Source organism: Pseudocolwellia sp. AS88 (assembly GCF_030551755.1).
GTDB lineage: Bacteria > Pseudomonadota > Gammaproteobacteria > Enterobacterales > Alteromonadaceae > Pseudocolwellia.
The window spans coordinates 1-24,433 of record NZ_JAUPEC010000006.1; the positions used below are offsets into that span (position 1 = coordinate 1).

Genomic DNA, 24,433 nt, shown 5'->3' on the forward strand with positions numbered 1-24,433 from the left:
GGATGAGGTAAAACTAATTCAGTCAACCAGCGTAAATGTTGATTAGACCAATTATCTTTTACATCACATTTTATGTTATTCCTTAAGAACAGTCCTTTAAGTTGAAACTTTGCATCTTTTAAATCTTTCATTGCGGTTTCACGAGCCCGAGATAAATCGCGTATGGCTTCGTCTTCCGCTTCAGGTACATAGATGGTTGTCAGCTCTTCTGCTTTAAATAGTTTGGCAAGTTTTGCTGCATCACGTTTATCTGTTTTGACTTTGTCGCCTGGTTTTTTAGGGATAAGGGAAGGGGCGATGATGTAGCAACAGTGCCCTAAACTTGTGAGCAGTCGATAAATCCAATAACCACAAGGGCCGGCTTCATAAATAAAATGCAGAGTAGCTTTTGGGTATTGAGATTGTAGTTGCCTTGCGAGTTTAATAAAGGCTGCTTTATTGGTGTTTATTTTACCTAACGAGTCGGGTTTAGCGCCACGTTCGTCTTTTAAAACAGCGAGTTGTGTAAATGTTTTATGAGTATCTAATCCGATAAAAATTATGCTATTGTTATTCATGCTAGCCTCCGCTTTAGTTATTTAACAAACTAATTATGGCTCTGATTTTAAATTAACCCACGATATGGAGGCTAGCGCCTCGTGGGGAGTCATTATGTCTAGGGGGCTTAAATGAGTAGCGCAGGAGCACAAGCAAATAAATTCTATGAAGAGGTATCATCGAATAAGTCTTTATGGTTTGCTGAAAACTCCGAAGGCACTGCACTTGAGTTCGATGTTAGCGAGGACAAAGTGTCCTTTCCTCTTTGGTCGTCTAAATCTCGGATTCTGAGGCTTAAAAAGTTAAACCCTGAATTGTTGTCTGAATTTACGCCAAGAGAAATATCTTGGGATTCATTCAAAGAAGTGCTTGTCCCAATACTCAAGAATAAAGATAGAGTGGTTGGCGTAAATCTTAGTGGTAAAAATATGTCCGGTTTCGATATGCCAACAGAAACCGTAATAAAACAAGTGGAGGCTTTTTTGTGAGTTCTGCTCCTAACAAAGCCAGCAAATCTGACCTCCGTAAACTGTCTTCTTTTTTGCAAAAACACGCAAAAAAGCAGCCAATTCACTCCGGCAGTTTCTGGCGGCGTTGAGGCTGTAGAATTTATAGTTTTGTGTAAAACAGGTGAAAATTAAGCTCCTGTAATGCAAAATAAGATACAAACACGAAGTGGGTAATGCATTTGATACCCTGATTTAGAGGTGTTTTTGTTATTTTTTATAAATTCTACAGCCTCGTTAGCATTCAGTGTAAATAATTAAGTATGGAGTTTTTAATGGATTTAGTAGTAAAGAAGACACTTCTTGAATTTGAAATATCAGAAACTGGGCATCAATTTGTTGAAGCAAAAATTAATGGTAAATTATTGCGTTTTATTTTGGATACTGCGGCTGGAGCATCTGTTTTAGATAGAGCATGTCTTTCCGAATTGGGCATAGAAGAAAAAACGAATAAGGAAAATGCGGGAGGGCTGGGTACTTCAGATCATGAAATGGGAGATATAGAGGTACCCGCAATTGAACTGGGTGGTACCTTGTATGAAAATCCAAGTTTTATTTCTTTAAATCTAGAGCATGTGCAAGTCGCGGGCGGAGAAAAAGGTGTCCATGGATTGTTAGGCTCCCCATTTTTATCTAAATACAAAGCAGTAATTGATTTTGGCGTAAATAAAATAGTACTTACTTCTACTTAAAACAATTAACCAACATGCTAACAACACGCCCTGAGGTGGACCGCAAGTATTAAAGCTTACTTTCCACCGCATATTTTAAGAGCGGCGAACCTTTGTTTTTCAGCGCTTCTAGATAGGTTTATTCATCATATGTCGTACTTGTTTTCCAACACCGAAATAATATTCTTAGACACTTAAATGCTAACGCTCTGATGATGGTGTTATGTGGTTTTTCTTTCGAAGTTTTCTCCTAATAATAGCTTTTGCCTAAAACGAATATGGGATGGATAAGCTATTTTATTCAATAACAATATTCGGCATAATCGCTTATCATAACTTTAGGTTAAACAGTCAATTTATATATTTTATTGTTCTTTAATTTATATAATTATTTAAGTTTCTTCCTCACTTTTTATTAAGGTAAAAATATGATCTTGTATGGCAGCTACACATCACCGTTTGTAAGACATTGTCGCATTGCTTTGTTAAGCGCTAATATTGATTTTGAACTTGTTGATACCGACTATGCAAGTAGTAGTGAAAAATCACCCGCGAAAAAAGTACCTTTTTTACAAGATGGTGATTTAACGTTATCTGACTCAAGCAGTATTTTACTGCATATCAAACAAAAGAGTGGTCAAGCGGGTTTTGTTGATGTTGTTGACTTTGATTTATACACATTAGCTAATACAGCACTTGATTCAGAAATTAATTTATTCATTCTTGGTAATAGTGGCGTTACGCCAGAAAATAACGATTACATGTTACGCCAGAAAAATCGTGTAAATGCCTGCTTAGAAGAGCTTAATACAATAATAAGTTCAACAGATATTACTGATCATAAATACTCTGACGGACAACTTCGCTTAGCGTGTTTGTTAGCTTGGGGTGTATTCCGTAATCGCTTTTCACTAGAAGAGTTTTCAGCTTTAAATGAGTTTTTATCAACGATTAACACTTGGGAGTTATTTGACGCAACAAGTCCCGATAAAACTAGCTAGTTAAGCTTTAAAGTAAAATTATGAAAAACGAATATAAGCTACACTTGTGTTCGTTTTTTTGTATTTTATCTCATGAGTTTACAAGGCTTGTAATGATTTTAATCTAAGATTAATTATCTTCAATAATATTGCTTAAGCGCCCATATGGATTACTCGCATATAATTGATTTTTACTGGGAATAAAATAAAGGCTTTTTTACGTCAAAAACTGGCGATTAAAACCACTCAATCCTTGTGATATTATAACGTTTGTTATAATATCACACCAAAATTACACTCAGTAAAATTTTGCTTTGCTAAATCGACTTTTTGAATCATCAAATACAACACAGCACATTAATATGCGTCAGGTTTTTATACCTGTGCTATTGGTTATTGCTATGCTGTTTTCTTTTGTTATTCATGCAGAGCATTTAAATTTAGTTAAATCTGATGTAGCGAGTAATGCTGAGCAAAATTGTAATTTATGCCAGCAGAATATAGATAATATTGATAATAATGTTGAAATACTTCAACAATTAACCTTTTATTATTTGTCTTATTCACCTCAAATTTATGCTTTTAGTTTTCATTTAAATAACTCTGTTACACCTCCTTTAAGAGCACCTCCTGTTTATTCATAAAAATTACCAATCGAATACGGTAATTATCTGATAGTTTTAATTTTTTCCATGTCAGTTTATGTGACATGTTAATACCAATTTCATAATTTTTTAAAACTTATTACACCGAAGTTATTAACTATATATTAGCTTTCAATGCTAATAGCATTTGTTTTTGAATAGTTAAGTGCGGTGTTTAGTTTCTATTTTTAATAAAAACATTATGAACGTGGTGCATTATTAATTTTTGAGTTCACAGGAACACCCAATGACAATATTTAACAAAACAACAACGGCTTTTAAGCTTTCATGCTGCACTATAGGTATGTTGGTTATACCTCAAACTTTAGCGCAAACTATTTCTGGAACAGTCGTTAATGCTCGTGGAAAGCCCGTTGTAAATACTGAAATTAGTATTAATCATACAAATAAAAAAGTTCTTACCAATGAGCAAGGTGGTTTTGAATTATTAGACCTTGAAGCAGGTGAATATGAACTTCATATTGCAGCGAAAAACTACAGTCATTTCTCAGAATATGTGACGGTTAAGGCGAAAGATGTCTCAGATTTAGTTTTTACTTTAAACAACAGTGTTATGGAAAATATTGATGTTTACGCAACACCATTACATGCATCTTCTATTGAATCAGCATTACCGATTAATGTTTTATCAAGTGATGAGCTTCGATTAAAGCAAGCTTCAACATTGGGCGATACCTTAAAAGGTGAGTTAGGTATTCATTCTAGCTATTATGGTCCTGTTTCAAGTAGTCCTATTATTCGCGGTTTAGATGGCCCACGTGTGATGATCACACAAAATGGTTTAGATGTTGGTGATGCGTCACGTGTAGGTCCAGATCATGTTGTTTCTTCAGATGCCAGTACAGCAACACAAATTGAAGTGTTACGTGGTCCAGCAACTTTATTTTATGGTAGTGGTGCTATTGGCGGTGTAGTGAATGTTGTTGATAATAGAATCCCTACAACTACTGACAATCAGGTAGATTATCTTGTTAAACATAATGATGTGGCTGACGAGAACGAAGCATCTATTAATATTAATACAGGTGTTGAGCTTGATAATGATGCTGCAGTTGCTTTTCATGTAGACGCTTTTTATCGTGAATCTAATGATTACAATTTACCTTCTTCTTTCAGTGCAGAAGAAGACCATGAAGAAGAGGAAGAGCATGATCATGAAGAGGAACAATCTGATACTTTAGATAACTCTTCTTCAAGAGCAAAAGGTTTTACTGTTGGCTCTAGCTATATTGTTGATAATGGTTTTATTGGTTTTTCTTACGGTTATTTAGATCGTAAATACGGACTACCTGGTCATGAACATCATGAAGAAGAAGGTGAAGATGAACACGAGGAAGAAGAGCATGAAGAAGAAGGTGAAGATGAACACGAGGAAGAAGAGCATGAAGAAGAAGTTTTTAGCCAAGTAGAGCAAGACAGATATCAAATTCTTAGTGACTTAACTTTTGATAATAAATGGATTCATCGCCTTTCTAGTAAAATTGCATACACTGATTATATGCACCAAGAATTTGAAGATGGTGAGGTAGGTACAACATTTAAAAATAAAATGTTTGAATCACGCTTCGATTTTTATCATTCACCAATTGATGATTGGAAAGGTGCACTTACATTACACTATAAAAAATCTGATTTTGAAGCCATTGGTGAAGAAGCATTCACACCTCCATCAAAAACAACAATGTTGGCACTAGCTTGGTTAGAAGAAAAGCATTTTGATGATGTTTTAGTGCAGGTAGGTGCACGTGTTGAGCATATAAATCTTGAGGCTGGAGCTTTAGATAACACACTTACATTATCTGACGAACTAAGTGATCAATCTTTTACACCTGTAAGCACATCTTTAGGCGTTGTTTGGAATTACACTCAAGGATATAACCTAGGCGTATCTTTTGGTTATTCTCAGCGTGCACCTTCAGCAAGTGAAGTGTTTTCAAATGGTGCTCATATTGGTACAAGTACCTTTGAATTAGGTGCTTTATATCAGGTGAATGGCACAACAGGTCAAGTTGAACTATCTGGCAATGACATCGACCTTGAAACAAGCTTAAGCGCTGATTTAACTTTCAGAAAGTTTGAAGGTGATTTTGGTATTGTTGTGAGTGCTTTTTATAATCGAATAGATGATTACTACTATCAACGTAACACTGGGTTCACCAGTGAAATATTTGAAGAAGAAGATCATGACGCAGATGATCATGAACATGAAGAAGATGCTTTCGATATTTATGCTTACGAACAGTCAGATGTAGACTTATATGGAATTGAATCAGAGTTGATCTACCAAGTAACACCTAACTTTACGGCTAAAGTGTTTGGTGATTATATTCGCGCTAAATTAACTTCAGGTGATAATTTACCTAGAATTCCACCATTACGTATCGGCTCTGAACTTAGCTATACGGGAGAGAAGTTTTCAACAACATTAACTGCTCAACGTTATTTTGACCAAAACAAAATAGCCGAAAATGAAACATCAACTGACGGTTACACTATGATTGATGCAAACATTAATTATTATGTAGATGGCATAGGTAATGACTTTGTTGTGTTTTTAAAAGCGGATAATATTACTGATGAAGATGCCCGTGTTCATTCATCATTCTTAAAAGACAGCGTACCATTACCTGGAAGAGGCATCAGCTTCGGTGTAAGAGGTAGCTTCTAGTTTTTAACTTTTAGCACTGGATCTAGTTCTAAAAATCGACTTTATCTACAAGAATAAAAACACTATTTAAAGGCTCAAAACCATAAGATGATTATGTGTTTGAGCCTTTTTTATTGTGATTATAGAAAAGGTTCAAAATAAACAAAGTAATTGAAATAAATGAAAGTTAAATAGAGTAATAGCGTTCATATTGTTTATATGAAGCTAAGCTTAAAGTTAGAATTGGTTTAACCATTATCTGCTAATGCGTAACAGTTTGTGAGGGTAAATGTACAAAGAAAACAGAGTTTCGGTCATTATCCCCGCGCTCAATGAAGAAGAGGCTATTAGTGTTGTTATCAACAAGCTAATAGCATTAACCGTTGATACAATAAAAGTCATTGACCATATTGTTGTTTGCGATAATGGTTCTATAGATAATACGGCTCAAATAGCGAGAGATTTAGGTGCCACAGTTGTTAGCCAAAATAGCCCCGGCTATGGGATTGCTTGTTTAACAGCAATGTCAGTTTTACCTAGTTGCGATATTGTACTTTTTGTTGATGGTGATGATTCTTGCTTTGCAGAACAAGCTTTACCATTATTAAGTGCCATTGTGGAAGGAAATGACTTAGCTATTGGGTCAAGAACGCTGGGCAATATTGAGTCAGGTGCTTTAACTAAACCTCAAGTGTTTGGTAATTGGCTGGCAAGTTATTTAATTACCTTGTTTTGGCAGCAAAAAATTACAGATTTAGGTCCTTTTAGAGCTATTCGTTTCACATCCCTTGATATGTTAAATATGGAAAACAAAACATTTGGTTGGACAGTAGAAATGCAAGTTAAAGCTATTATTTTAGGTATGAAAGTAATAGAGAAGCCTGTTGATTCTAAAGTACGCATTGGTGAGTCAAAGATCAGTGGTACTATCTCAGGTTCAATTAAAGCTGGCATTGGTATATTGTCGATGATAGCTAAACTGTATTTTACTCAATCATACATTAGAGCTCCTGTGCTAAAGGTGAATAATAAGAGTGGTTATGAATAACTAATGGGCAAAAGCCCATTAACCAAAACCATAATTTAAACCAGTATTTTAGATTTTTATTATTAGGGTAATCTGACTATCTCACTTCAATCATCGAACATCTTACATTCTGGCGAATCAACACTGGTTCTTTTTTGTAAACGCCCCAAATTAAATCAAGGTAAACAACGTTTAGCTGAAGGTACAAATGCAAATAGTGCTTTTGAAATTGCTAAAGCCTTATTAGTTTGTGCGATTGAGGATGCAAAAAATTGGCAAGGCTCTGTTGTTATAGCTTGTTCAGATGAGATTGATATTGAATGGGCGCAATCTCTGATAAGTTATGCGGATGTGATCCCTCAACTACCAATATATCAACAAGGAAATTTAGGTGAACGCTTAAATTACGTTGATACAAAGCTACGTGCTAAAGGACATCAACAATTAATATTTATTGGAACAGATGCTCCTATACTGAACTCTCAACATTTTGAATCAGCATTAATAGCATTACATGCTAATGATATTGTTTTAAGTCACGCCGATGATGGCGGGGTAATTATTATGGCTAACAAAACTCCTTGGCCTGAATTGAAAACACTACCTTGGAGTACAGATGAATTGTCTGTCACATTATCACAGCTATGTAAACAACATAGACTGTCAGTTAAATATAGCCTTCCTGGCTATGATGTGGATTATGTTGCTGATCTTCAAAAGCTACTCTTAGATTTAAAAACAGATAAGCGACCAGCTAGACAAGCCTTATTAAATAAAATAAAGGCGCTTGTTTATTGAAGTAAACTCTTCATTTTAGGTTTATTTCTATACCATTGTATAAATAGAAATAAAATGGGTGGAAGAAATTGTAATGGTATAAAAACATCGTTAAATAATTCTGTTTTATTAAGTTCATTTAATGGATAACGCAAATTATACAAGGGTAATAACATTGTCAGTGATAGCAGAGGTAAACTAGGTTTAACCGCTAACAAAGGTAAGAACCAAATTAAATACCAAGGGTATCCAGTAGGAGAAAGTAAAAATAAACATGTAATAATAACTAACCAACTTTTAATGAGTTGTTCAATATGCTCGCAGCTATTTTTTAGTTGAAATATAACGAGTAGTGATATTATTCCACCTACAATTAAACGAGCTAATTGTTGAGGATCTCCAAAATAATATGCAAAGTTTTCATCAAAATAGATCAAGCTGTTTTCAAGTAATCCAAATAAAAAACTATTTGTACGCCAGTATTGAGAATAGTTCATTAATCCAGACTGTTCGTTTGTATAACTCAATAATTGTGGAATAAGCACTACGATTAAAGTCAAAAGACATGGGAGTATAGCGACTAATAACTCTTTAGGTTTTGTTAGCAGAGGTCTAAAAAGAGAAGGTATAAGTAAAATTGGCCATACTTTTACACCTACAGCCAGTGCTAATGCTAAGCCAGCAAAACGATAATTTTTTTTCGCAGCCAATAACAAAGCCGATAAAAGTAAAGGAACAAGTAAGGCATCCATATGCGCAGCATTAATCGTTTCTGTTATTAATAACGGATTTAGCCAATATATCGCACTCCATATCATGGGTTTATTCATACATTTAAGTAATTTAACTAATAGAAAAAAGCTAATAATTTCAGAAATTAGTAATAATGCTCGCCATACAATTAAACTAAAAGGCTCGATAACGTAACTTAAAGCAAATACGGCTTGTGTGACAGGTGGATAGATAGTGCGTATATGTGGATAAGCAACACGTTCCATTAAGCTTTGCTCGGCTAAAAAATGTAAATCTGGATGTGCGTCTTGCTCTTTATTTTCTAAACCTAATATATTATTGCGGTTAGGTGCTGATTTTTTTAAAGCATCTTCAGGCGCATAGTTATAAGGATTTAAGCCATGAGTAGTTAAACTACCATCAAAAAAATATCGGTAAAAATCATCTTCATAAATAGGAGTTGATTGTAAAAATACAAGACGCAGCACTAAGCCAATAAAAAAGAGTGGAACAAGATTAAATGTTATTTTTTTTAGTAATATATTTTTGATGATAACTAAATAAATAAGGCCAGCGATAACGAGCAAAATCACAATTAGTAGCGTTGGCCTTTTTAATATAGGGATCAAATATTCAAATTGAGTTGAGAAGGCCTGTATTGTTAATAATACAAGCCCTAAAATACTGATTAATAACCAAGCGTATTTTTTGATGGTTAAATTCACTTTCTATTGAAAGGGGCGAGTATTACGAACCGCCACCAACATACGAACCAGCACCACTACCAACAAAGCCAGATGATTGTCTTGGTCTGCGTTCGGCGATTGTTGACCAACTAAACTTATGAGAGTCATCCACTTGTACGACATCTTTTAATTTGTCAGCAGAACGACCTTGTGCATATTTATGTAAATGTTCAATCAGCAGTTTGTCATCTCCAGCAAACAAACGGTCTTTATTCCAAGCATATAAACTAGATACTTTTACTTCATCATTACTGATTTTTACATTATTTTTATTCGCAATAAATTTAGATGCGATGCCCGCTAATTGCGTAAACACCGTTGAGCCTTGAAAAGCTTCTATACCCAAATTAGGCGAGCCTTTTGTACTATAAAAAATTCCATAGAGTACAAGTGGATCTTGCCAGTAGCGTAAAAGTATTTGCTGTTCAATCTCTTCTAATGAAAGTTGTTGGTTTTCAACAGTTAAACGTTTTTTAGCCCATTCTTTGCCTGGATTACCTGGTTGTCCACGGAGTTTCTTTAGTTTTTTGGCTAAACGATTGTCGGTTGATATCATTTCAATAACGGCAATGTTATGTAAGTTTAACCAATAGGCTAATTGTTCATTTTTATTAAGTAAGCTAACAGGGATTTTTTCTAAATATTTTCGATAATTTACAATGTAGTCTAAAGCTCCACCTTTTGTTAGGTAATAAGCCATTTTGGCATTATTACCATCTTCTACCGTTAAAAATTTAAGAACTTGTGACATTGGAGTATGATTTATAACACTAGTTTCTTCAGGATTATGTGTTTCCCATCTGTCGTATTCAGAAGACAAAACGGTAAAAGATGGAATGGCCACAAAGCTTAAAAGCATTATGACTTTTTTTACTGCAAGGTTATTTATAAGTCGCATATTCATACTCTATTTATCATTACTTGACTAAAAGTGTATGGAGATTATGAGTAAACTTCTATACTGTATTTATAACAATTTCATCACATTTTTGTTTTATGGTTGAAGACTAACATCGATTTAAGCTATTAATTCATCATGTCCTAATCTTCCTATTTTCTATTTCTCTAGGAAATATTCGTAAAGAGCTAATACATGATGTTAAGTATTATTATTCCCACCTTAAATGAAAGCAAAACGGGTTATTTAGCTCAAATACTACAGTCCTATAACCATTTACAGAACTGCGAAATTATTTGTGTAGATGGCGGCAGTGTTGATAACACGTTAACTATTATTGCTGCTGCTGGTGTCCGTGTAATTAAAACCAATATAGCTTCTCGAGCGGGTCGACTTAATGTGGGTATTCTTCATGCTAATGCAGATATGATTGTATTACATCATCCTCGCAGCATTCTTGATGTTAAAGGCGTAGAGTGGCTGATTAAGCAAAAAGAAAGCTTAGTTTGGGGAGCTTTTACTCATAAGTTTGCAATGAAACATTGGTTACTTAAATTTACTTCTTGGTATTCAAATCATATTCGTGGTGATAAACGTAGTGTTTATTATCTTGATCATTGTTTATTTGCCTCAAGAAAATTGTTATTAGAAGTAGGTATGCTGCCTGAAGTGGATATATTTGAAGATACTGAATTGTGTTTACGGCTTAGGGAAAGATCAAAAGGCACGCGATTATCTTTTATTAGTGAAACATCGCCGGTTCGTTTTCAATCAAACGGCATTTATATCCAAGCGATAACTAATCAATACATGAAATGGTTATATTACTTTAAACGCTCAGATACTAAGATCAACAAACAGTATGAAAAAGGTATTGAGCTTAATACTCAATATCAAAACACTAGGATTGAAGGTCAGCACTTAACAAAAGATGATGGCATATTTAAAGCTTTGCGATAGCTATATGATATTGATATGTAAAATCGCCATGTTATTAGCTAGAACGTATAAGACTCAAAACCATAGATTATTATGAGCTTTGAGCCTTATTTTTCATTAAAAAACTGGCCTTCTATAATAATTAAGCTTTTGCTAAAGCTTGTTCAATATCGGCAATAATGTCGTCAATATATTCAATTCCAACTGAAATACGCACTAAGTCTTCAGAAACACCTGCTGATTTAAGCTCTTCAGCATTGAGTTGACGATGAGTTGTTGAAGCAGGGTGACAAGCTAATGATTTAGCATCACCAATATTTACTAAACGTAAGATCATTTCAAGCGCATCAATAAATCTGCCTCCAGCTTCACTGCCACCTTTAATGCCAAAGCTTAAAATACCTGAAGATTTACCACTGGTGATTTTATGACATAAATCGTTATATGGGCTGTTTGGTAGGGCAGCGTAATTTACCCAATTTATTTTGTCATGATTTTGTAAATAGTTAGCTACTTTTAAAGCATTCTCACAATGACGCTCCATACGTAAACATAAAGTCTCTAGGCCTTGCATAATTAAAAATGCACTATGAGGAGAAAGAGCTGCACCCGTATTACGAAGTGGTACAACACGACAACGACCAATATAAGCGGCAGCGCCTAAAGCTTCTGTGTAAACTACATTGTGATATGAAGGATCTGGTTCATTCAACATAGGAAAACGTTCTTTATTAGCTACCCAATCAAATTTACCTGAATCAACAATTATTCCACCAATACTTGTTCCATGGCCGCCAATGTATTTAGTGAGTGAATGAATAACAATATGAGCACCAAGCTCGATAGGACGACATAACACAGGGCTTGCTACTGTGTTGTCTACAATAAGTGGTACGCCATGTTTATTGGCTATTTTAGCTAAAGCTTCTAAATCAACAATATTACCAGCAGGGTTACCGATTGATTCACAAAAAACTGCGCGAGTGTTGTCGTCAATTAAGTTTTCAAATGCCGCTAAATCATCAGCAGAAGCAAATTTAACATTTACCCCTTGTCTAGGAAATGTATGAGCAAAAAGGTTATAAGTGCCGCCGTACAGTTGGCTAGTACTTATAATGTTATCGCCCACTGAAGTAATAGCCTGAATAGCATAAGTAATAGCTGCCATGCCTGAGGCTACAGCTAATCCCGCCAATCCACCTTCCATCGCTGATACACGTTGCTCTAGTACATCCGTTGTTGGATTCATGATACGTGTATATATATTGCCTGGTACTTTTAAATCAAACAAATCAGCGCCATGTTGAGTGTTATCAAAAGTGTAAGAGGTGGTTTGATAAATAGGAGTAGTAGCTGCTTTGGTAGTGGCTTCTGACTCATATCCGTGGTGTAAAGCTAAAGAGGCTAATTTCATTATATATTCCATTTTTAGTTATAATAAATTGGGGATATATTTATAGCACTTATTGATAGTTTGTTGAATTATCGTTCGATTTTATGAAGATGTTTTGTGACTTTAAAGATGCCAAGGGTAAGGTTAGATCTTAATTTTATAGTGTATTTGCGTATTCTTTACATTGTTTTAGCAATTTTAAAAAATCCCCTAAGTCTCTATCAAAACCACTATCAGGAAGGTAAAGGTGATATCCATAAACCTGATTTAATTGCTCTGTTCTAAAAAGCCAAGCGGCGATAGGGCCTTTGTAAATCTTATGATTTAAGGTGAAAGGCTCAAAGCTAATAAGACCACTCTCTAATTTTATTTCATTATTTCTTGCGGCTAATATCAATAACTCTCGTTGTTCATGGATTAATTTATTAGCTAGACGAGGTGATATATTGTCAGCAATTAGAGACATGTCTTTAAGCTTTATTCCAATATAAGGTAAGTCTATTCTTTCAAAAATGGTGTTAGCGCTGGGTTGCCCGAAGCGTACAATGCTTTCCCATTTGAGCTTCCAATTGCCATTTCTATGATGAAAGTACAGTTGCTGGCGAGTTAATTTATAACTGATTTCTGGTTCTGAATATTTCAAAAAACCTGTTAATAGCACAATCGAGCAAGTTAAAAATAACAACATTAACTGTATTTTATACTCGTCCCAGTACAATAAGTTAACGAACATACTAACAAAAATTAAAATTACACCTAAGCAAATAAGAAAAAGCCCATTATTCTTAGTTTTAGGTTTGATTGTTATTTGTTCTTCTACTGGGTTTTGCAAGTAGATAACCTCAATACATTAAGTTTATGATTCTAGTATAAACACTAAATTGTGACTTGAGTTTTTCAGTACAATACCTTGCTTAAAAAGTAACTTATGAAGATTTTTTTGATAGTTTACTTCTTCAACTTTTGCTTGAGCTAAGTTTGTCTCGGTATCAAAAGTACAGTGCACTAATAAGCTGTTAGGAAAATTATCATATTTAACGGTGTAGTTAACATTAACAAAGCCTGTTAACTCTTCTGATAATGATTTTACTTTTTCTATTGTCGCAATTAATCTATTTTCGAGTTTTTGAGTCGTTTGAGAATGTTTTATCTTTTTAGGTTTTTTCATTGTTTGGATTCTTAAATTAGGAACTATGATTTTATAAGGATTAACGTTATGAGTTTAAAGGTTAAGGCGCTATAAAGCTTGAACCATTTTCTTTATTTTAACGGCTTTTTCAAAGTGATCTAATTTCTCAGTCATAATCCACCAGGTTGCAACTTCCATTAGTTGTTGTGGATCTGTATTTTTGTTTTTAAAAAATGCGTAAAATGACAAACCTACATTGTCACCTTTCTGTTGTATCTTTTGCTCACATACATCAATAATCTTTGCTTTAATAGATTCATTCATAAGGGTTATTTGTTCTTATATTGTATTTTAAAAAGATTTTAATTTTTAATCATCACCGCTAACAATAATATATTCAATAAAAACAATTATATTTAAAAGAATATGTATTTATTCTTGATAAATGCTTTTAAAAGAGCAGCAATAATCTACAAATACTGGTAAACTCCGATGCCATATTTAGACCCAATACATCAGAAACTCTTGTTGTAAAAGGCTTAATGTAAACCGTTTTAGTATGATGCTAATTTATATATTCCTAAAAGCAATAAGAAATATATTAATATAATTATCCGTTATATTTTAATCTGTTATCTTAGTCGGTAAATATGTGTAGTTAGTTTATGCGAAAGTTATTCCATTTACGTCAAATTATATTTTTTCGCTGTATATGTTGATGTAAGAAATGCAATAAAATCGATAAAATTATTTCTCTGGAGAAAACATGAAATCAAAATCAGATATAGGTGTTGTTGGCTTAGCCGTTATGGGCGAAAACTTAATCCTTAATATGGCAAGCAAAGGATTTACAGTAACAGCATTTAACCGTTCATATAGTAAAGTAGAAAACTTTATTAATGGTCGTGCTAAAGATAAAAGTATTCGCGGTGCTGATTCAGTTGAAAGCTTGGTGGCTTCTTTAGAAACTCCTCGTAAAGTTATGCTTATGGTGAAATCTGGCCAACCAGTTGATGATTTTATTGAAACACTTGTTCCTCTTTTAGACGAAGGCGACATCATCATTGATGGTGGTAATAGCCAATATGAAGATTCAAATCGTCGTACACATTACTTACGTGAAAAAGGTCTTCTTTACATCGGAACGGGTGTTTCAGGTGGTGAAGAAGGTGCTTTATTAGGTCCATCAATTATGCCTGGTGGTGCCAAAGAAGCATGGGAACATGTTAAGCCTATCTTCCAAGGTATTTCAGCTAAAGTTGCAGACGAAAATGGTGACTTAACTGTTCCATGTTGTGATTGGGTTGGTGATGACGGTGCAGGCCATTTTGTGAAAATGGTTCATAACGGTATCGAATACGGTGATATGCAACTTATTTGTGAAGCTTACATTTTAATGCGTGACTTACTTGGTATGTCTGCTGATGAAATGCAAGCCGTGTTTGCTGATTGGAATAAAACAGAATTAAGCAGCTACTTAGTAGAAATTACGGCTGATATTTTAGCGTATAAAGAAGACGGTAAAGCCTTAGTTGAAAGTATTCTTGATACCGCTGGCCAAAAAGGTACAGGTAAATGGACAGGCGTTACTGCGTTACATTTAGGTGTTCCATTAACACTTATTGGTGAAGCTGTATTTGCTCGTTGTTTATCAGCCATTAAAGAAGAACGTGTTCAAGCGTCTTCAGTAATTTCTGGTCCAACGCCAGTATTTAATGGTGACAAAGCGGCATTTATTGAAAGCTTAAAACAAGCATTGTTAGCTTCTAAAATTGTTTCTTATGCTCAAGGTTACGCAGTAATGCGTGAAGCTGCTAAAGAATACAAATGGGAATTAGATTGTGGCGCTATCGCGCTAATGTGGCGTGGTGGTTGTATTATCCGTTCAGTATTCTTAGACAACATCAAAACAGCATTTGATAAAAACGAAAACTTATCAAACTTATTGCTTGATGATTACTTCAACGGTGTTGTTAGTAATGCACAGCAAGGCTGGCGTGAAGTTGTAGGTACTGCTGCTATGCAAGGTATTTCAGTTCCTTGTTTATCTTCAGCACTTAGCTACTTTGACGGTTACCGTACAGCGAATTCTCCAGCGAACTTATTACAAGCACAACGTGATTACTTTGGTGCTCATACTTATGAACGTACTGATAAGCCACGCGGTGAGTTTTTCCACACAAACTGGACAGGTAGAGGTGGTGACACTTCTTCAACAACTTACGACGTATAGTTAATAACGTTAGACGTTGAAAAAGGTTCAAATAAAAGCTGAGTTTATCTCAGCTTTTTTGTGCCTAAAATTTATGTTCTGAGTCATTTTACTTTGGCTGTATTTCATGTTCTTTTACAATTTAAGACTTAAATTACATTCGATAAAGAAAGTTTTATGCTATATTCACTTTATAGTACTTAGAGTATTTTACCCATGGAATTAAACCTTTTAGACATAATTAAGCTTGGCCGTAAATACATCAGCCTTTGGCCTGAGCGTATTGAACTCGCCCAATACTTTAAAGATTACCGCACCGTTCAAACAACGCGTTTTGCATGTAAATATTTACCTGCAATGGCGGTTTTTGTTTTTATTATGCAATTGTATTTCGGTGGTTATGAGCTATTACCGCAGGCTTTAGTGTATGGGTTGTTTATTTTAAGTATGCCGGTACAGGCTTTGGTGGTTTCTGGCGTAAAAGCAGATAAATACCTACCTCCAGCTTTAGCGTCTTGGTACAAAGAAGGTGTCGCTAAAATTAATCAAAATGGCGGAGATATTAAACTTTCGGTGAACAAACCTCGTTATATCGACTTAGCTCAGCTATTAAATATTACTTACAGCAGTATGGCAATAAAGTAATGAGTGAGTAATCAGTTATTTGAATTTATTGAATGAGCCTATAACCTGTTATGGGCTTTTTTGTTTTTATAACATGTTTTCCAGTCTATTTCTTAAATCTGATATACCATAATGCTTAATAGCTAGAGGAGTGGTGGGGGACATATGAGCGTTGCAATCGTCATTTTAGGCCACATTAATGATGAACTAGGTCAACTGTCGGCTATTGCAACGTTAAGGTGTGAAACGGCTTTGACTGCTTTGTCTTTTATGAAGAAAACACGTAACGTTAAAATATTATGTACAGGTGGATTTGGCAAAAGTTTCAATACAACGCAAATTTCACATGGACAGCATCTTAAAAATTATCTCAGGAATAAAGGTGTGTCCAATTCAGTATTTATAGATGTGGCGTTAAGTACTTATACTTTGGAAGATGCGCTTTTGTCCAAGCCTATACTAGAAAAAGACTTAATTCATCATGTAGTGTTAGTGACGTCTGATTTTCATATGGAACGTGCGAAGTTAGTATTTGAACATGTTATACCTAATATTAAGTTCACATACGCTGAAGCGATAACATGTATTGGTGAGTCGGTGTCACAACAAGAACTAACACGTTTAATAGAGCATGAAAAACAGGCAATTAAACGTGATAGGTATTGTTGTTAAAATAGTTTACGACTTAACATGTAGAATCTACAGATTAGATCTTTTGGTATAACCTAATTTGAAAATCTGCTTGGCAAGAAAAGCTCTGTTTGCTTTTAAGTTCTTCAATAACTTCAGTTGAGGCTTTGAATGCAAACGGTGTCATAGAAAGTAAGTTAATAATGTCGTCAGAATTATCGAAATCCATGGTGTAATTTAATTTTTCTTCGCTAATTAAGGCTAGATGTTCAATCGGATCTTTTGACGTATCGTGTTCTTTAGCATCAATGTATATCAACGATTTTAATTCTATTAAATGTTTTTCTGCTGGCGTTACCGTAAGCAAATAGCCTTCATGTTGTAATACTCGACTAAATTCATTTTCTAAAATAGGCGCGTAAATCGAGTTTATCCAACCAATCGAATTATCAGCAAAAGGTAAGTGAGATAAGGTTCCTACACTGAAATTACAATCTTTATAACGCTTAGCCGCAATTTTTACTGCCGATTTAGAAATATCGATACCGTAAACTTGATTGTTTTCGCTTTTATATTGATGAGTATAAAAACCTTCACCACAGCCAGCATCAAACACGTGCAGGGTATTTTCAGCATATTGCTGATATAACGACATTAATTTATCGATTAACGGCTGATAATACCCATTATCTAAAAATGCTCTACGTGCATTTACCATCTCAGTGTTGTCGCCGGGCGATTTAGAATGTTTATGCTGAACAGGTAAAAGATTTACATAACCTTCTTTCGCTTCATCAAAACAATGGTTGTTGCTGCATCGATAAGTTTTGCCCGTTAGTAATAAGTTATCATTACATAAAGGGCAAAGGTAATCAGCTGTGGCTTTATTATTGGTCATGTTTATTGATAACTACTCAAATGTCGACCAAATAGGCGCATGATCAGACGGTTTTTCTATACCACGTAATTCGTAATCTATGTCTGATTCAACACAAGTTTTAGCTAGCTCTGGGGTTGCCAAAACAACATCGATGCGTAAACCTCGGTTATCAGGAAAACCTTTTGAGCGGTAATCAAACCACGAGTATCTTTCTTCACGCGTAGGATGTAATTCTCTAAAGGTGTCTTTAAAGCCCCAATCCATTAATGTTTTAAGCCATTCACGCTCTTCTGGTTGGAAGCTGCACTTACCTGTTTGTAACCAACGTTTTTGATTTGATGCGCCTATACCAATATCTAAATCGGTAGGTGATATATTAATATCGCCCATCACTACAACATTTTCATCAGGCGTGTGATGTTCATTTAGGTAAGTCATTAAATCTTTATAAAATTGACGTTTGTACGGGTATTTAGTTTCGTGCGAAATGTTGTCGCCTTGTGGGAAGTAACCATTTAGTACAGTTACTTTCTCACCTTTTTCATTGGTGGTAGTCACCATGATCATTCTTTTTTGTGCTTCTTCGTCATCAGTAGGAAAACCTTTTTGCACGCTATCTGCGGGTTTTTTACATAACATAGCAACGCCGTAATGGGCTTTTTGACCATGAAAATAGACTGAATATCCCATGGCTTCTACATCGGCTAACGGAAAAGCTTCATCATGAACTTTAATTTCTTGTAAACCGATAATGTCAGGTTGATGCTTGTCGATAATAGCTTGTAATTGATGTAAACGTGCGCGAAGGCCATTGATATTAAAAGAGATGATTTTCATGAATTTTACCCATAGTTAACTTGCCGATAATGCTAACAGAACTGGTAAAGTGATGTGAATATTAATTTGATCTTTTTATTATTTATTTAATCTAAAATATAAACAGTAATTAAAAAAGCCACATATTACTTATTATTGATTTTAGTAACATGTGACTTAAAATTTTCATTTACGTTAAAACTTATACTCTTAACGCTTTCTCCCCACGGGCGATACCTACACAGCCTGAACGAACAGATTCTATGATTTCAGTTTCGTTACCTAGTGTTTCAATGAAAGCATTAATCTTATCCGCATTACCCGTTAACTGAATAGTATAAATTTGCTTACCGATATCTATAATTGAACCTCTAAAAATATCAGTAATACGTTTAACTTCAGTACGCGACTTATCGTTCATGGCTAATACTTTTATTAATATAAGTTCACGCTCAACATGTTCACGATCCGTTAAGTCAGTCACCCTTATTACATCAATAAGTTTATTTACTTGCTTAAGTATTTGCTCCAGCACTCTGTCGTCGCCACGTGTTGCTATAGTAATACGTGATAGTGAATCGTCTTCAGTTGGAGCAACGGTTAAGCTTTCAATGTTGAAAGCGCGTTGTGAAAAAAGACCAACAATTCGTGATAATGAACCTGGTTCGTTTTCTAATAATATTGCTAGGATACGACGCATTATGCTTTAACTCCTTTTTTCAGCCACATTTCATCTATTGCACCTGTTTTAATTTGCATTGGGTAAACATGCTCGAGTTCGTCAACTAATACATCAACAAATACTAAGCGATTTTTAATAGCGAAGGCTTCTTCAAGTTTTGAATCTAGTTCACTTAATTCATTAATCTCGATACCTATATGACCATATGCTTCTGCTATTTTAATAAAATTAGGTAGTGATTCCATGTAAGATGAAGAATGTCGACCACCATAAATCATGTCTTGCCACTGTCTTACCATACCGAGTGAACGGTTGTTTAAAGTAACAATGACTACAGGTAAGTTATATTGCAAACAGGTTGAAAGCTCTTGGATGTTCATTTGAATTGAACCATCGCCGGTAATACAGATCACATGCTTATCTGGAAAGGCTAATTTAACCCCCATAGCTGCAGGTAAACCAAAGCCCATAGTACCTAAGCCACCTGAGTTGATCCATTGTCGTGGTTTGGCAAACGGATAATATTGCGCAGCAAACATTTGATGCTGACCAACGTCTGAACATACGTAAGCTTCACCATTAGTTATGCGGTACATAGATTCAACCACATGTTGGGGTTTGATTTTTGCGCCTTTTTCTTCAGGTACATAACTAAAGCTTTTAGCGGCACGCCATTCGTTTATTTGTGCCCACCATGCTTTTAAAGCGTCTTCATTAGGTTGGTAATTGGTTTCTTTTAATTCATCAAGTAATTGTTGAATAACAATATCCACTAAACCAACAATAGGTACATGAGCATTTATTGTTTTAGATATAGATGTAGGATCGATATCAACATGGATGATTTTTGCATTCGGGCAGAACTTTTTAACATTGTTTGTTACGCGATCATCAAATCGAGCACCTAGCGCTAAAATCACATCGGCATTTGCCATGGTTTTATTCGCTTCTAAACTTCCGTGCATGCCTAACATACCAATAAAGTTTTCATGTGTGCCTGAAATGCCACCTAAACCCATTAAGGTATTTGTAATAGGGGCTTTTAAAGTTTCAACTAATTCGGTAAGTAGTTCTGAAGCATTGGCGATAACAATTCCACCGCCAGAATAAACAACAAGCTTTTTAGCTTCTGAAATTAACTTCGCTGCTTTTTTAATTTGTTTAGGGTGCCCTGTAACTGTTGGGTTATAAGAGCGCATATCAACATTGATATTGATTGAGAATTTGGCTTTTTTCTCTGGGATTAATAGGTCTTTTGGTAATTCAACAACAACAGGGCCAGGACGACCTGAATTAGCTATATAAAAAGCTTTAGCGATAATATTAGGGATGTCTTCAATTTTACGACAGTTAAAGCTATGTTTAACGATAGGGCGCGAACAACCAATAATATCGGTTTCTTGGAAAGCGTCATCACCAATAAGTGTCGTTGCAACTTGACCAGCCAAAACAACCATAGGAATAGAATCCATATAAGCTGTAGCAATACCTGTAACACAGTTTGTAGCGCCCGGGCCTGATGTTGCAAGTACAACTCCTACTTCACCTGTTGCGCGTGTGTAACCGTCTGCCATATGAGTTGCTGCTTGTTCGTGGCGTACTAGGATATGTTCAAAATCATCTTGCTGGAAGATAGCATCGTAAATATCGAGTACTGAACCACCGGGATATCCAAATACATATTTAACATCAAGTGCGGATAGTGCTTTAACTACCATTTCAGCACCTGTATATAGCTCTGTTGTCATATTATTGCCCTTTGTCTGGTTTTACATTTGAAAAGTTATAAATAATAAAAAACCCTCGGTCTAAGTAAGAGCGAGGGTTTAATAATAGTGTGGTTTATTCATTATATTTTTTACACTAAAAAGCCTCGCGATGGTCTGACAACCATAACGACTTCGAGGACAACATTGTGTGATTTTTTTAATAACATAAATGAATTTTCTGTTTTGCGTTATTTATTGTCAACGCATTTTATTTGAATAAACTGTGACTGTATTTTTAAAGGGTTTGTACTAAAGTGTCAATAGTTAATTATTATTTTAAGTGCTTGTAAAGAAATTTCACCAATAGCGTTAGAGTTTATAAATTATTAAGGCGTTATACTTCAACTAACTCTAGCCTTTAGTATTTGCTTATTCTGTATCATGATGAATGAAGGATTAAGGTTTTTTATTTTGTAATCATATGAATGAAAGCATTGAGTGGGCGGTCTTATAATAATATTAGACATGAGTATTATTGTTTATTTTGCATGTATGTTACTTATTACAAAAAATATTGAGGAATTGAATTGAATATTCGACTTATATTATCTGGCGTTGTGTCATTTGTTTTTTATTTTGGTTGGGCGTATTGGGCAAATAGTGCAGATGATATTCCTGAGTCAGTAACGCTTCAGGCTGCTTTGGTTCAAGGTTTATACAGTGGCTTTGTAACTTTGTTTTTTACTTTTATTTTAGAAAAAGTGGTTAATAAGTACCGAACTAGTTGTGTTTCGTTAGCTTTTGTTACACCTATTTTATGTATGTTTCATTCTAAAACACCGCAAAATATTGCGATTCGACAAAGCTTTAATAATGCGATCACATTGTCAGCGTCGTATTTGGAAGATAAAAAATTAGCAGGGACTTTGTTTGCACCTATTGTTCCTATTGCGGTGCAATCCAGTTTGGTATTGTTAGTGAATATTATTAATCAAACACCTAATTTATTGTTAACGGTTGCACCAAGTATTCTTTTTACTACTTTATATGCGTATACCTACATGTTTGCGCTACTTAAAAAGTAGATAGAGATATAACTGGAAGAAGTTATTTATTTTTGTGTGGAAAGCTTATCTACAGTTGCAGAACAAGCTTGTAAAAACATATCCATAAAATATTTAACTTCTGGCATGTCTTGCTGTAGCTGTTCTATCTTTTTACCCAAGCGTTCTTCAACGTGATCAAATTCATGATTTTGATGGTTTAATTCATCAATCGCTTTTATATAAGCCACCAGAATGTCAGCGGCTTTCACTATGCTTTTATATTCTGCTTCAACATTGTCTTGCACAATCAGATCAGCAAAAATATCTTGAAACTCTTCAGGTAAAGACGCTAAACATTCTTGCTCAGCAAGGTATTCTATCTTTTTAAATTCACGGGCGATTTCAGGGTTAGCATATTTGGTTGGGCTAACAATATCACCGTAACGAGTCTCGCTAGCTTCATGATATAAGGCAACCGTTGCTACTCGGTCTGCATTCACACTGCCATTAAATTTTTTATTTTTAATGACAGCTAATAAATGAGCAACAATAGCCACTTGGTGAGAATGCTCAGCAACGTTTTCAGGTTTTACACAAAACATTAAAGCCCATCGTTTGATGAGAGGCATTCTGAACATCCAAGCTAAAAACGTACTTTGCATGATTTTCCTATAGTTGGCGGTAAGTACTAAAGAAGTTCTTCAACTTAGCCATGGCTTGAGTTAGCTCATCAGTATGAGGAAGGAAAACTAATCTAAAGTAATTTTTTTCTGTAATATTAAAAGCACTACCATGAACCAGTAGTATTTTTTCTTGCTTAAGTAGATCTAGTATCATTTTCTCATCATTTGTAATATTGAACTTTTCAGCGTCAACCTTAACAAATAAATAAAGAGCACCCATTGCAGGATTACATGATAAACCATCAATCTCGTTAATCAATTTGTGAGCTAGATTACGTTGTTTGATAAAACGTCCATCATCTTTAATCAACTCATTAATACTTTGATAGCCGCCTAAAGCTGTTTGAATCGCATGTTGGCAAGGAACATTGGCGCACAGGCGCATTGAAGAGAGTATATTTAACCCTTCTAAATAATCTTCTGCGTGGAGCTTAGGTCCTGTGATCACCATCCAGCCAGCTCTGAATCCTGCAATACGGTAATTTTTAGATAAACCACCCATTGTAATAGTTAATACATCTTGAGCTAAGCTCGCTGTAGGGATATGAACAGCATCGTCATATAAAATCTTATCGTAAATTTCATCACTGAAAACAATTAAACTATGCTTTCTAGCAAGCTCTAAAATATCGAGTAATACTTCTTTTGAGTAAACAGCGCCTGTAGGGTTGTTTGGATTTATTAATACAATGGCGCGTGTGTTGTCATTAATTTTACTTTCCATGTCAGCGATGTTTGGAAACCATTGGTTTTCTTCATCACATTTATAATGAACAGGAACACCACCTGATAATGCTACTGCTGCTGTCCATAAAGGATAATCAGGTGCCGGAATTAACACTTCATCTTCATTGTTAAGCAAGGCCTGCATTGACATAACAATGAGCTCACTTACACCATTACCAATATAAATATCATCAACATTAACGTCTTTAATATTGTTTTGTTGGAAATATTGCATAACAGCAACACGTGCTGAGTAAATACCTTTTGAATCACTATAACCTTGGGCTGTTGGTAGGTTACGAATTACATCTTTCAAAATATCATCAGGGGCTTCGAAACCAAATGGGGCAGGGTTACCAATATTTAGTTTGAGAATTTTATGGCCGTCGTCTTCTAATCGACGAGCTTCTGCCGCTATTTGTCCGCGTATTTCGTAACAGACATTTTTTAGCTTTGATGATTTATTGATTTTTTTCATTAATGCGATTCTTCTCGAAAATTTGATGTAATTAATAAGTGAGATTCAAAAAAATTATTTTTGATATTCTTGGCTGAAAAAATAATATCTAAAGTTTAACAGACCCTTAGATAATCTAATTATTATAGGCGTTTGTACAGTAAAAATTCAGATTAGTTTTATAACATTAAATAAGTACTTATGTATTTAATGTTATTAGAAGATATTAATTTTCCATGAGGAAGATTTATTCGATTTGAAATGAATTTAATAGAGAAATGGTTTATTGATAATTATTATTTATAACTAAGTAAACGTAAG

Annotated in this window: 25 protein-coding genes; 12 read left to right on the forward strand and 13 right to left on the reverse strand. The window is 34.7% G+C overall.

Features of this window, described 5'->3' with window-relative positions; all coding sequences use genetic code 11:
- On the reverse strand, positions 1-557 hold a 557-nt coding region (locus Q5N69_RS05870; protein WP_304367933.1), incomplete at its 3' end, for a transposase.
- A gap of 111 nt (positions 558-668) precedes the next feature.
- Between Q5N69_RS05870 and Q5N69_RS05875 the strand changes: the two genes are divergently transcribed.
- The 7 genes from Q5N69_RS05875 (at position 669) to Q5N69_RS05905 (ending at position 7,831) form a co-directional block, all read left to right on the forward strand.
- Positions 669-1,025, forward strand: coding sequence for a DUF2750 domain-containing protein (locus Q5N69_RS05875; protein ID WP_185234710.1), 357 nt, complete (start codon positions 669-671; stop codon positions 1,023-1,025).
- A 293-nt stretch (positions 1,026-1,318) separates the two neighbouring features.
- The gene (locus Q5N69_RS05880; protein WP_304367934.1) at positions 1,319-1,735 is read left to right on the forward strand and encodes an aspartyl protease family protein; all 417 of its coding nucleotides are present in this window, start codon (positions 1,319-1,321) and stop codon (positions 1,733-1,735) included.
- 407 nt (positions 1,736-2,142) lie between these two features.
- Positions 2,143-2,715 (forward strand): glutathione S-transferase family protein, encoded by a 573-nt coding sequence (locus tag Q5N69_RS05885; protein WP_304367935.1) that lies wholly within the window; start codon positions 2,143-2,145, stop codon positions 2,713-2,715.
- A gap of 341 nt (positions 2,716-3,056) precedes the next feature.
- Positions 3,057-3,338, forward strand: a complete 282-nt coding sequence (locus tag Q5N69_RS05890; protein WP_304367936.1) for a hypothetical protein — start codon at positions 3,057-3,059, stop codon at positions 3,336-3,338.
- Between the two features lie 247 nt (positions 3,339-3,585).
- Entirely contained in the window at positions 3,586-6,027 is a 2,442-nt protein-coding gene (locus Q5N69_RS05895; RefSeq protein WP_304367937.1) for a TonB-dependent receptor, read from the forward strand.
- A 268-nt stretch (positions 6,028-6,295) separates the two neighbouring features.
- The gene (locus Q5N69_RS05900) at positions 6,296-7,054 is read left to right on the forward strand and encodes a glycosyltransferase family 2 protein (RefSeq protein ID WP_304367938.1); all 759 of its coding nucleotides are present in this window, start codon (positions 6,296-6,298) and stop codon (positions 7,052-7,054) included.
- A gap of 234 nt (positions 7,055-7,288) precedes the next feature.
- The gene (locus Q5N69_RS05905; RefSeq protein ID WP_304368088.1) at positions 7,289-7,831 is read left to right on the forward strand and encodes a DUF2064 domain-containing protein; all 543 of its coding nucleotides are present in this window, start codon (positions 7,289-7,291) and stop codon (positions 7,829-7,831) included.
- On the opposite strand, the gene Q5N69_RS05910 is transcribed toward Q5N69_RS05905, so the two are convergent.
- Complete coding sequence (locus Q5N69_RS05910) at positions 7,825-9,267, reverse strand: glycosyltransferase 87 family protein (RefSeq protein WP_304367939.1); 1,443 nt, start codon at positions 9,265-9,267, stop codon at positions 7,825-7,827. The genes Q5N69_RS05905 and Q5N69_RS05910 overlap by 7 nt on opposite strands.
- A 22-nt stretch (positions 9,268-9,289) precedes the next feature.
- A complete protein-coding gene (locus Q5N69_RS05915; protein WP_304367940.1) occupies positions 9,290-10,186 on the reverse strand; it encodes a DUF547 domain-containing protein in 897 nt (298 codons plus the stop codon).
- A gap of 195 nt (positions 10,187-10,381) precedes the next feature.
- Here Q5N69_RS05915 and Q5N69_RS05920 point away from each other — a divergent pair, with 195 nt between their 5' ends.
- The gene (locus Q5N69_RS05920; protein ID WP_304367941.1) at positions 10,382-11,146 is read left to right on the forward strand and encodes a glycosyltransferase; all 765 of its coding nucleotides are present in this window, start codon (positions 10,382-10,384) and stop codon (positions 11,144-11,146) included.
- A gap of 121 nt (positions 11,147-11,267) precedes the next feature.
- Here the strand turns inward: Q5N69_RS05920 and Q5N69_RS05925 are convergent, their stop codons facing one another.
- The 4 genes from Q5N69_RS05925 to Q5N69_RS05940 form a co-directional block, all read right to left on the reverse strand.
- Positions 11,268-12,539, reverse strand: a complete 1,272-nt coding sequence (locus tag Q5N69_RS05925) for an O-acetylhomoserine aminocarboxypropyltransferase/cysteine synthase family protein (RefSeq protein WP_304367942.1) — start codon at positions 12,537-12,539, stop codon at positions 11,268-11,270.
- A gap of 136 nt (positions 12,540-12,675) precedes the next feature.
- Complete coding sequence (locus tag Q5N69_RS05930) at positions 12,676-13,350, reverse strand: DUF2982 domain-containing protein (protein ID WP_304367943.1); 675 nt, start codon at positions 13,348-13,350, stop codon at positions 12,676-12,678.
- 24 nt (positions 13,351-13,374) lie between these two features.
- Positions 13,375-13,686, reverse strand: coding sequence for a hypothetical protein (locus Q5N69_RS05935; protein ID WP_304367944.1), 312 nt, complete (start codon positions 13,684-13,686; stop codon positions 13,375-13,377).
- Positions 13,687-13,755: 69 nt separating this feature from the next.
- Entirely contained in the window at positions 13,756-13,971 is a 216-nt protein-coding gene (locus Q5N69_RS05940; RefSeq protein WP_304367945.1) for a DUF6500 family protein, read from the reverse strand.
- A gap of 442 nt (positions 13,972-14,413) precedes the next feature.
- Between Q5N69_RS05940 and gnd the strand changes: the two genes are divergently transcribed.
- The 3 genes from gnd (at position 14,414) to Q5N69_RS05955 (ending at position 17,155) form a co-directional block, all read left to right on the forward strand.
- Positions 14,414-15,880, forward strand: a complete 1,467-nt coding sequence (gnd, locus tag Q5N69_RS05945; RefSeq protein WP_304367946.1) for a decarboxylating NADP(+)-dependent phosphogluconate dehydrogenase — start codon at positions 14,414-14,416, stop codon at positions 15,878-15,880.
- 195 nt (positions 15,881-16,075) lie between these two features.
- Entirely contained in the window at positions 16,076-16,504 is a 429-nt protein-coding gene (yfbV, locus tag Q5N69_RS05950) for a terminus macrodomain insulation protein YfbV (RefSeq protein ID WP_304367947.1), read from the forward strand.
- A gap of 144 nt (positions 16,505-16,648) precedes the next feature.
- Complete coding sequence (locus Q5N69_RS05955; RefSeq protein ID WP_304367948.1) at positions 16,649-17,155, forward strand: YdcF family protein; 507 nt, start codon at positions 16,649-16,651, stop codon at positions 17,153-17,155.
- 34 nt (positions 17,156-17,189) lie between these two features.
- On the opposite strand, the gene rlmA is transcribed toward Q5N69_RS05955, so the two are convergent.
- The 4 genes from rlmA to Q5N69_RS05975 all read right to left on the reverse strand — a co-directional run bounded on the left by rlmA (position 17,190) and on the right by Q5N69_RS05975 (position 21,239).
- Positions 17,190-18,011: a 23S rRNA (guanine(745)-N(1))-methyltransferase gene (gene rlmA / locus Q5N69_RS05960; RefSeq protein ID WP_304367949.1), complete on the reverse strand. Its 822-nt coding sequence runs from the start codon at positions 18,009-18,011 to the stop codon at positions 17,190-17,192.
- Between the two features lie 12 nt (positions 18,012-18,023).
- On the reverse strand, positions 18,024-18,830 hold the full coding sequence (xthA, locus tag Q5N69_RS05965; RefSeq protein ID WP_304367950.1) for an exodeoxyribonuclease III: 807 nt from the start codon (positions 18,828-18,830) through the stop codon (positions 18,024-18,026).
- 181 nt (positions 18,831-19,011) lie between these two features.
- Entirely contained in the window at positions 19,012-19,509 is a 498-nt protein-coding gene (gene ilvN / locus Q5N69_RS05970) for an acetolactate synthase small subunit (protein WP_304367951.1), read from the reverse strand.
- Complete coding sequence (locus tag Q5N69_RS05975) at positions 19,509-21,239, reverse strand: acetolactate synthase 3 large subunit (protein WP_304367952.1); 1,731 nt, start codon at positions 21,237-21,239, stop codon at positions 19,509-19,511. The genes ilvN and Q5N69_RS05975 overlap by 1 nt, the downstream gene beginning before the upstream one ends.
- 548 nt (positions 21,240-21,787) lie before the next feature.
- Between Q5N69_RS05975 and Q5N69_RS05980 the strand changes: the two genes are divergently transcribed.
- Positions 21,788-22,285 (forward strand): hypothetical protein, encoded by a 498-nt coding sequence (locus Q5N69_RS05980; RefSeq protein WP_304367953.1) that lies wholly within the window; start codon positions 21,788-21,790, stop codon positions 22,283-22,285.
- A gap of 26 nt (positions 22,286-22,311) precedes the next feature.
- On the opposite strand, the gene yfbR is transcribed toward Q5N69_RS05980, so the two are convergent.
- Together yfbR and Q5N69_RS05990 are read right to left on the reverse strand one after the other, a co-directional pair.
- Entirely contained in the window at positions 22,312-22,908 is a 597-nt protein-coding gene (gene yfbR, locus Q5N69_RS05985) for a 5'-deoxynucleotidase (protein WP_304367954.1), read from the reverse strand.
- A gap of 7 nt (positions 22,909-22,915) precedes the next feature.
- Positions 22,916-24,133 (reverse strand): pyridoxal phosphate-dependent aminotransferase, encoded by a 1,218-nt coding sequence (locus Q5N69_RS05990; protein WP_304367955.1) that lies wholly within the window; start codon positions 24,131-24,133, stop codon positions 22,916-22,918.
- Positions 24,134-24,433: the final 300 nt, after the last annotated feature.

What these genes read in the sequence shown, in the direction of transcription:
- Q5N69_RS05875 (WP_185234710.1), top strand. Translation starts at nt 669, where the DNA reads ATGAGTAGCGCAGGAGCACAAGCAAATAAATTCTATGAAGAGGTATCA.
- Q5N69_RS05880 (WP_304367934.1), top strand. Translation starts at nt 1,319, where the DNA reads ATGGATTTAGTAGTAAAGAAGACACTTCTTGAATTTGAAATATCAGAA.
- Q5N69_RS05885 (WP_304367935.1), top strand. Translation starts at nt 2,143, where the DNA reads ATGATCTTGTATGGCAGCTACACATCACCGTTTGTAAGACATTGTCGC.
- Q5N69_RS05890 (WP_304367936.1), top strand. Translation starts at nt 3,057, where the DNA reads ATGCGTCAGGTTTTTATACCTGTGCTATTGGTTATTGCTATGCTGTTT.
- Q5N69_RS05895 (WP_304367937.1), top strand. Translation starts at nt 3,586, where the DNA reads ATGACAATATTTAACAAAACAACAACGGCTTTTAAGCTTTCATGCTGC.
- Q5N69_RS05900 (WP_304367938.1), top strand. Translation starts at nt 6,296, where the DNA reads ATGTACAAAGAAAACAGAGTTTCGGTCATTATCCCCGCGCTCAATGAA.
- Q5N69_RS05915 (WP_304367940.1), bottom strand. Translation starts at nt 10,186, where the DNA reads ATGCGACTTATAAATAACCTTGCAGTAAAAAAAGTCATAATGCTTTTA.
- Q5N69_RS05920 (WP_304367941.1), top strand. Translation starts at nt 10,382, where the DNA reads ATGATGTTAAGTATTATTATTCCCACCTTAAATGAAAGCAAAACGGGT.
- Q5N69_RS05925 (WP_304367942.1), bottom strand. Translation starts at nt 12,539, where the DNA reads ATGAAATTAGCCTCTTTAGCTTTACACCACGGATATGAGTCAGAAGCC.
- Q5N69_RS05935 (WP_304367944.1), bottom strand. Translation starts at nt 13,686, where the DNA reads ATGAAAAAACCTAAAAAGATAAAACATTCTCAAACGACTCAAAAACTC.
- Q5N69_RS05940 (WP_304367945.1), bottom strand. Translation starts at nt 13,971, where the DNA reads ATGAATGAATCTATTAAAGCAAAGATTATTGATGTATGTGAGCAAAAG.
- gnd (WP_304367946.1), top strand. Translation starts at nt 14,414, where the DNA reads ATGAAATCAAAATCAGATATAGGTGTTGTTGGCTTAGCCGTTATGGGC.
- yfbV (WP_304367947.1), top strand. Translation starts at nt 16,076, where the DNA reads ATGGAATTAAACCTTTTAGACATAATTAAGCTTGGCCGTAAATACATC.
- Q5N69_RS05955 (WP_304367948.1), top strand. Translation starts at nt 16,649, where the DNA reads ATGAGCGTTGCAATCGTCATTTTAGGCCACATTAATGATGAACTAGGT.
- rlmA (WP_304367949.1), bottom strand. Translation starts at nt 18,011, where the DNA reads ATGACCAATAATAAAGCCACAGCTGATTACCTTTGCCCTTTATGTAAT.
- xthA (WP_304367950.1), bottom strand. Translation starts at nt 18,830, where the DNA reads ATGAAAATCATCTCTTTTAATATCAATGGCCTTCGCGCACGTTTACAT.
- ilvN (WP_304367951.1), bottom strand. Translation starts at nt 19,509, where the DNA reads ATGCGTCGTATCCTAGCAATATTATTAGAAAACGAACCAGGTTCATTA.
- Q5N69_RS05975 (WP_304367952.1), bottom strand. Translation starts at nt 21,239, where the DNA reads ATGACAACAGAGCTATATACAGGTGCTGAAATGGTAGTTAAAGCACTA.
- yfbR (WP_304367954.1), bottom strand. Translation starts at nt 22,908, where the DNA reads ATGCAAAGTACGTTTTTAGCTTGGATGTTCAGAATGCCTCTCATCAAA.
- Q5N69_RS05990 (WP_304367955.1), bottom strand. Translation starts at nt 24,133, where the DNA reads ATGAAAAAAATCAATAAATCATCAAAGCTAAAAAATGTCTGTTACGAA.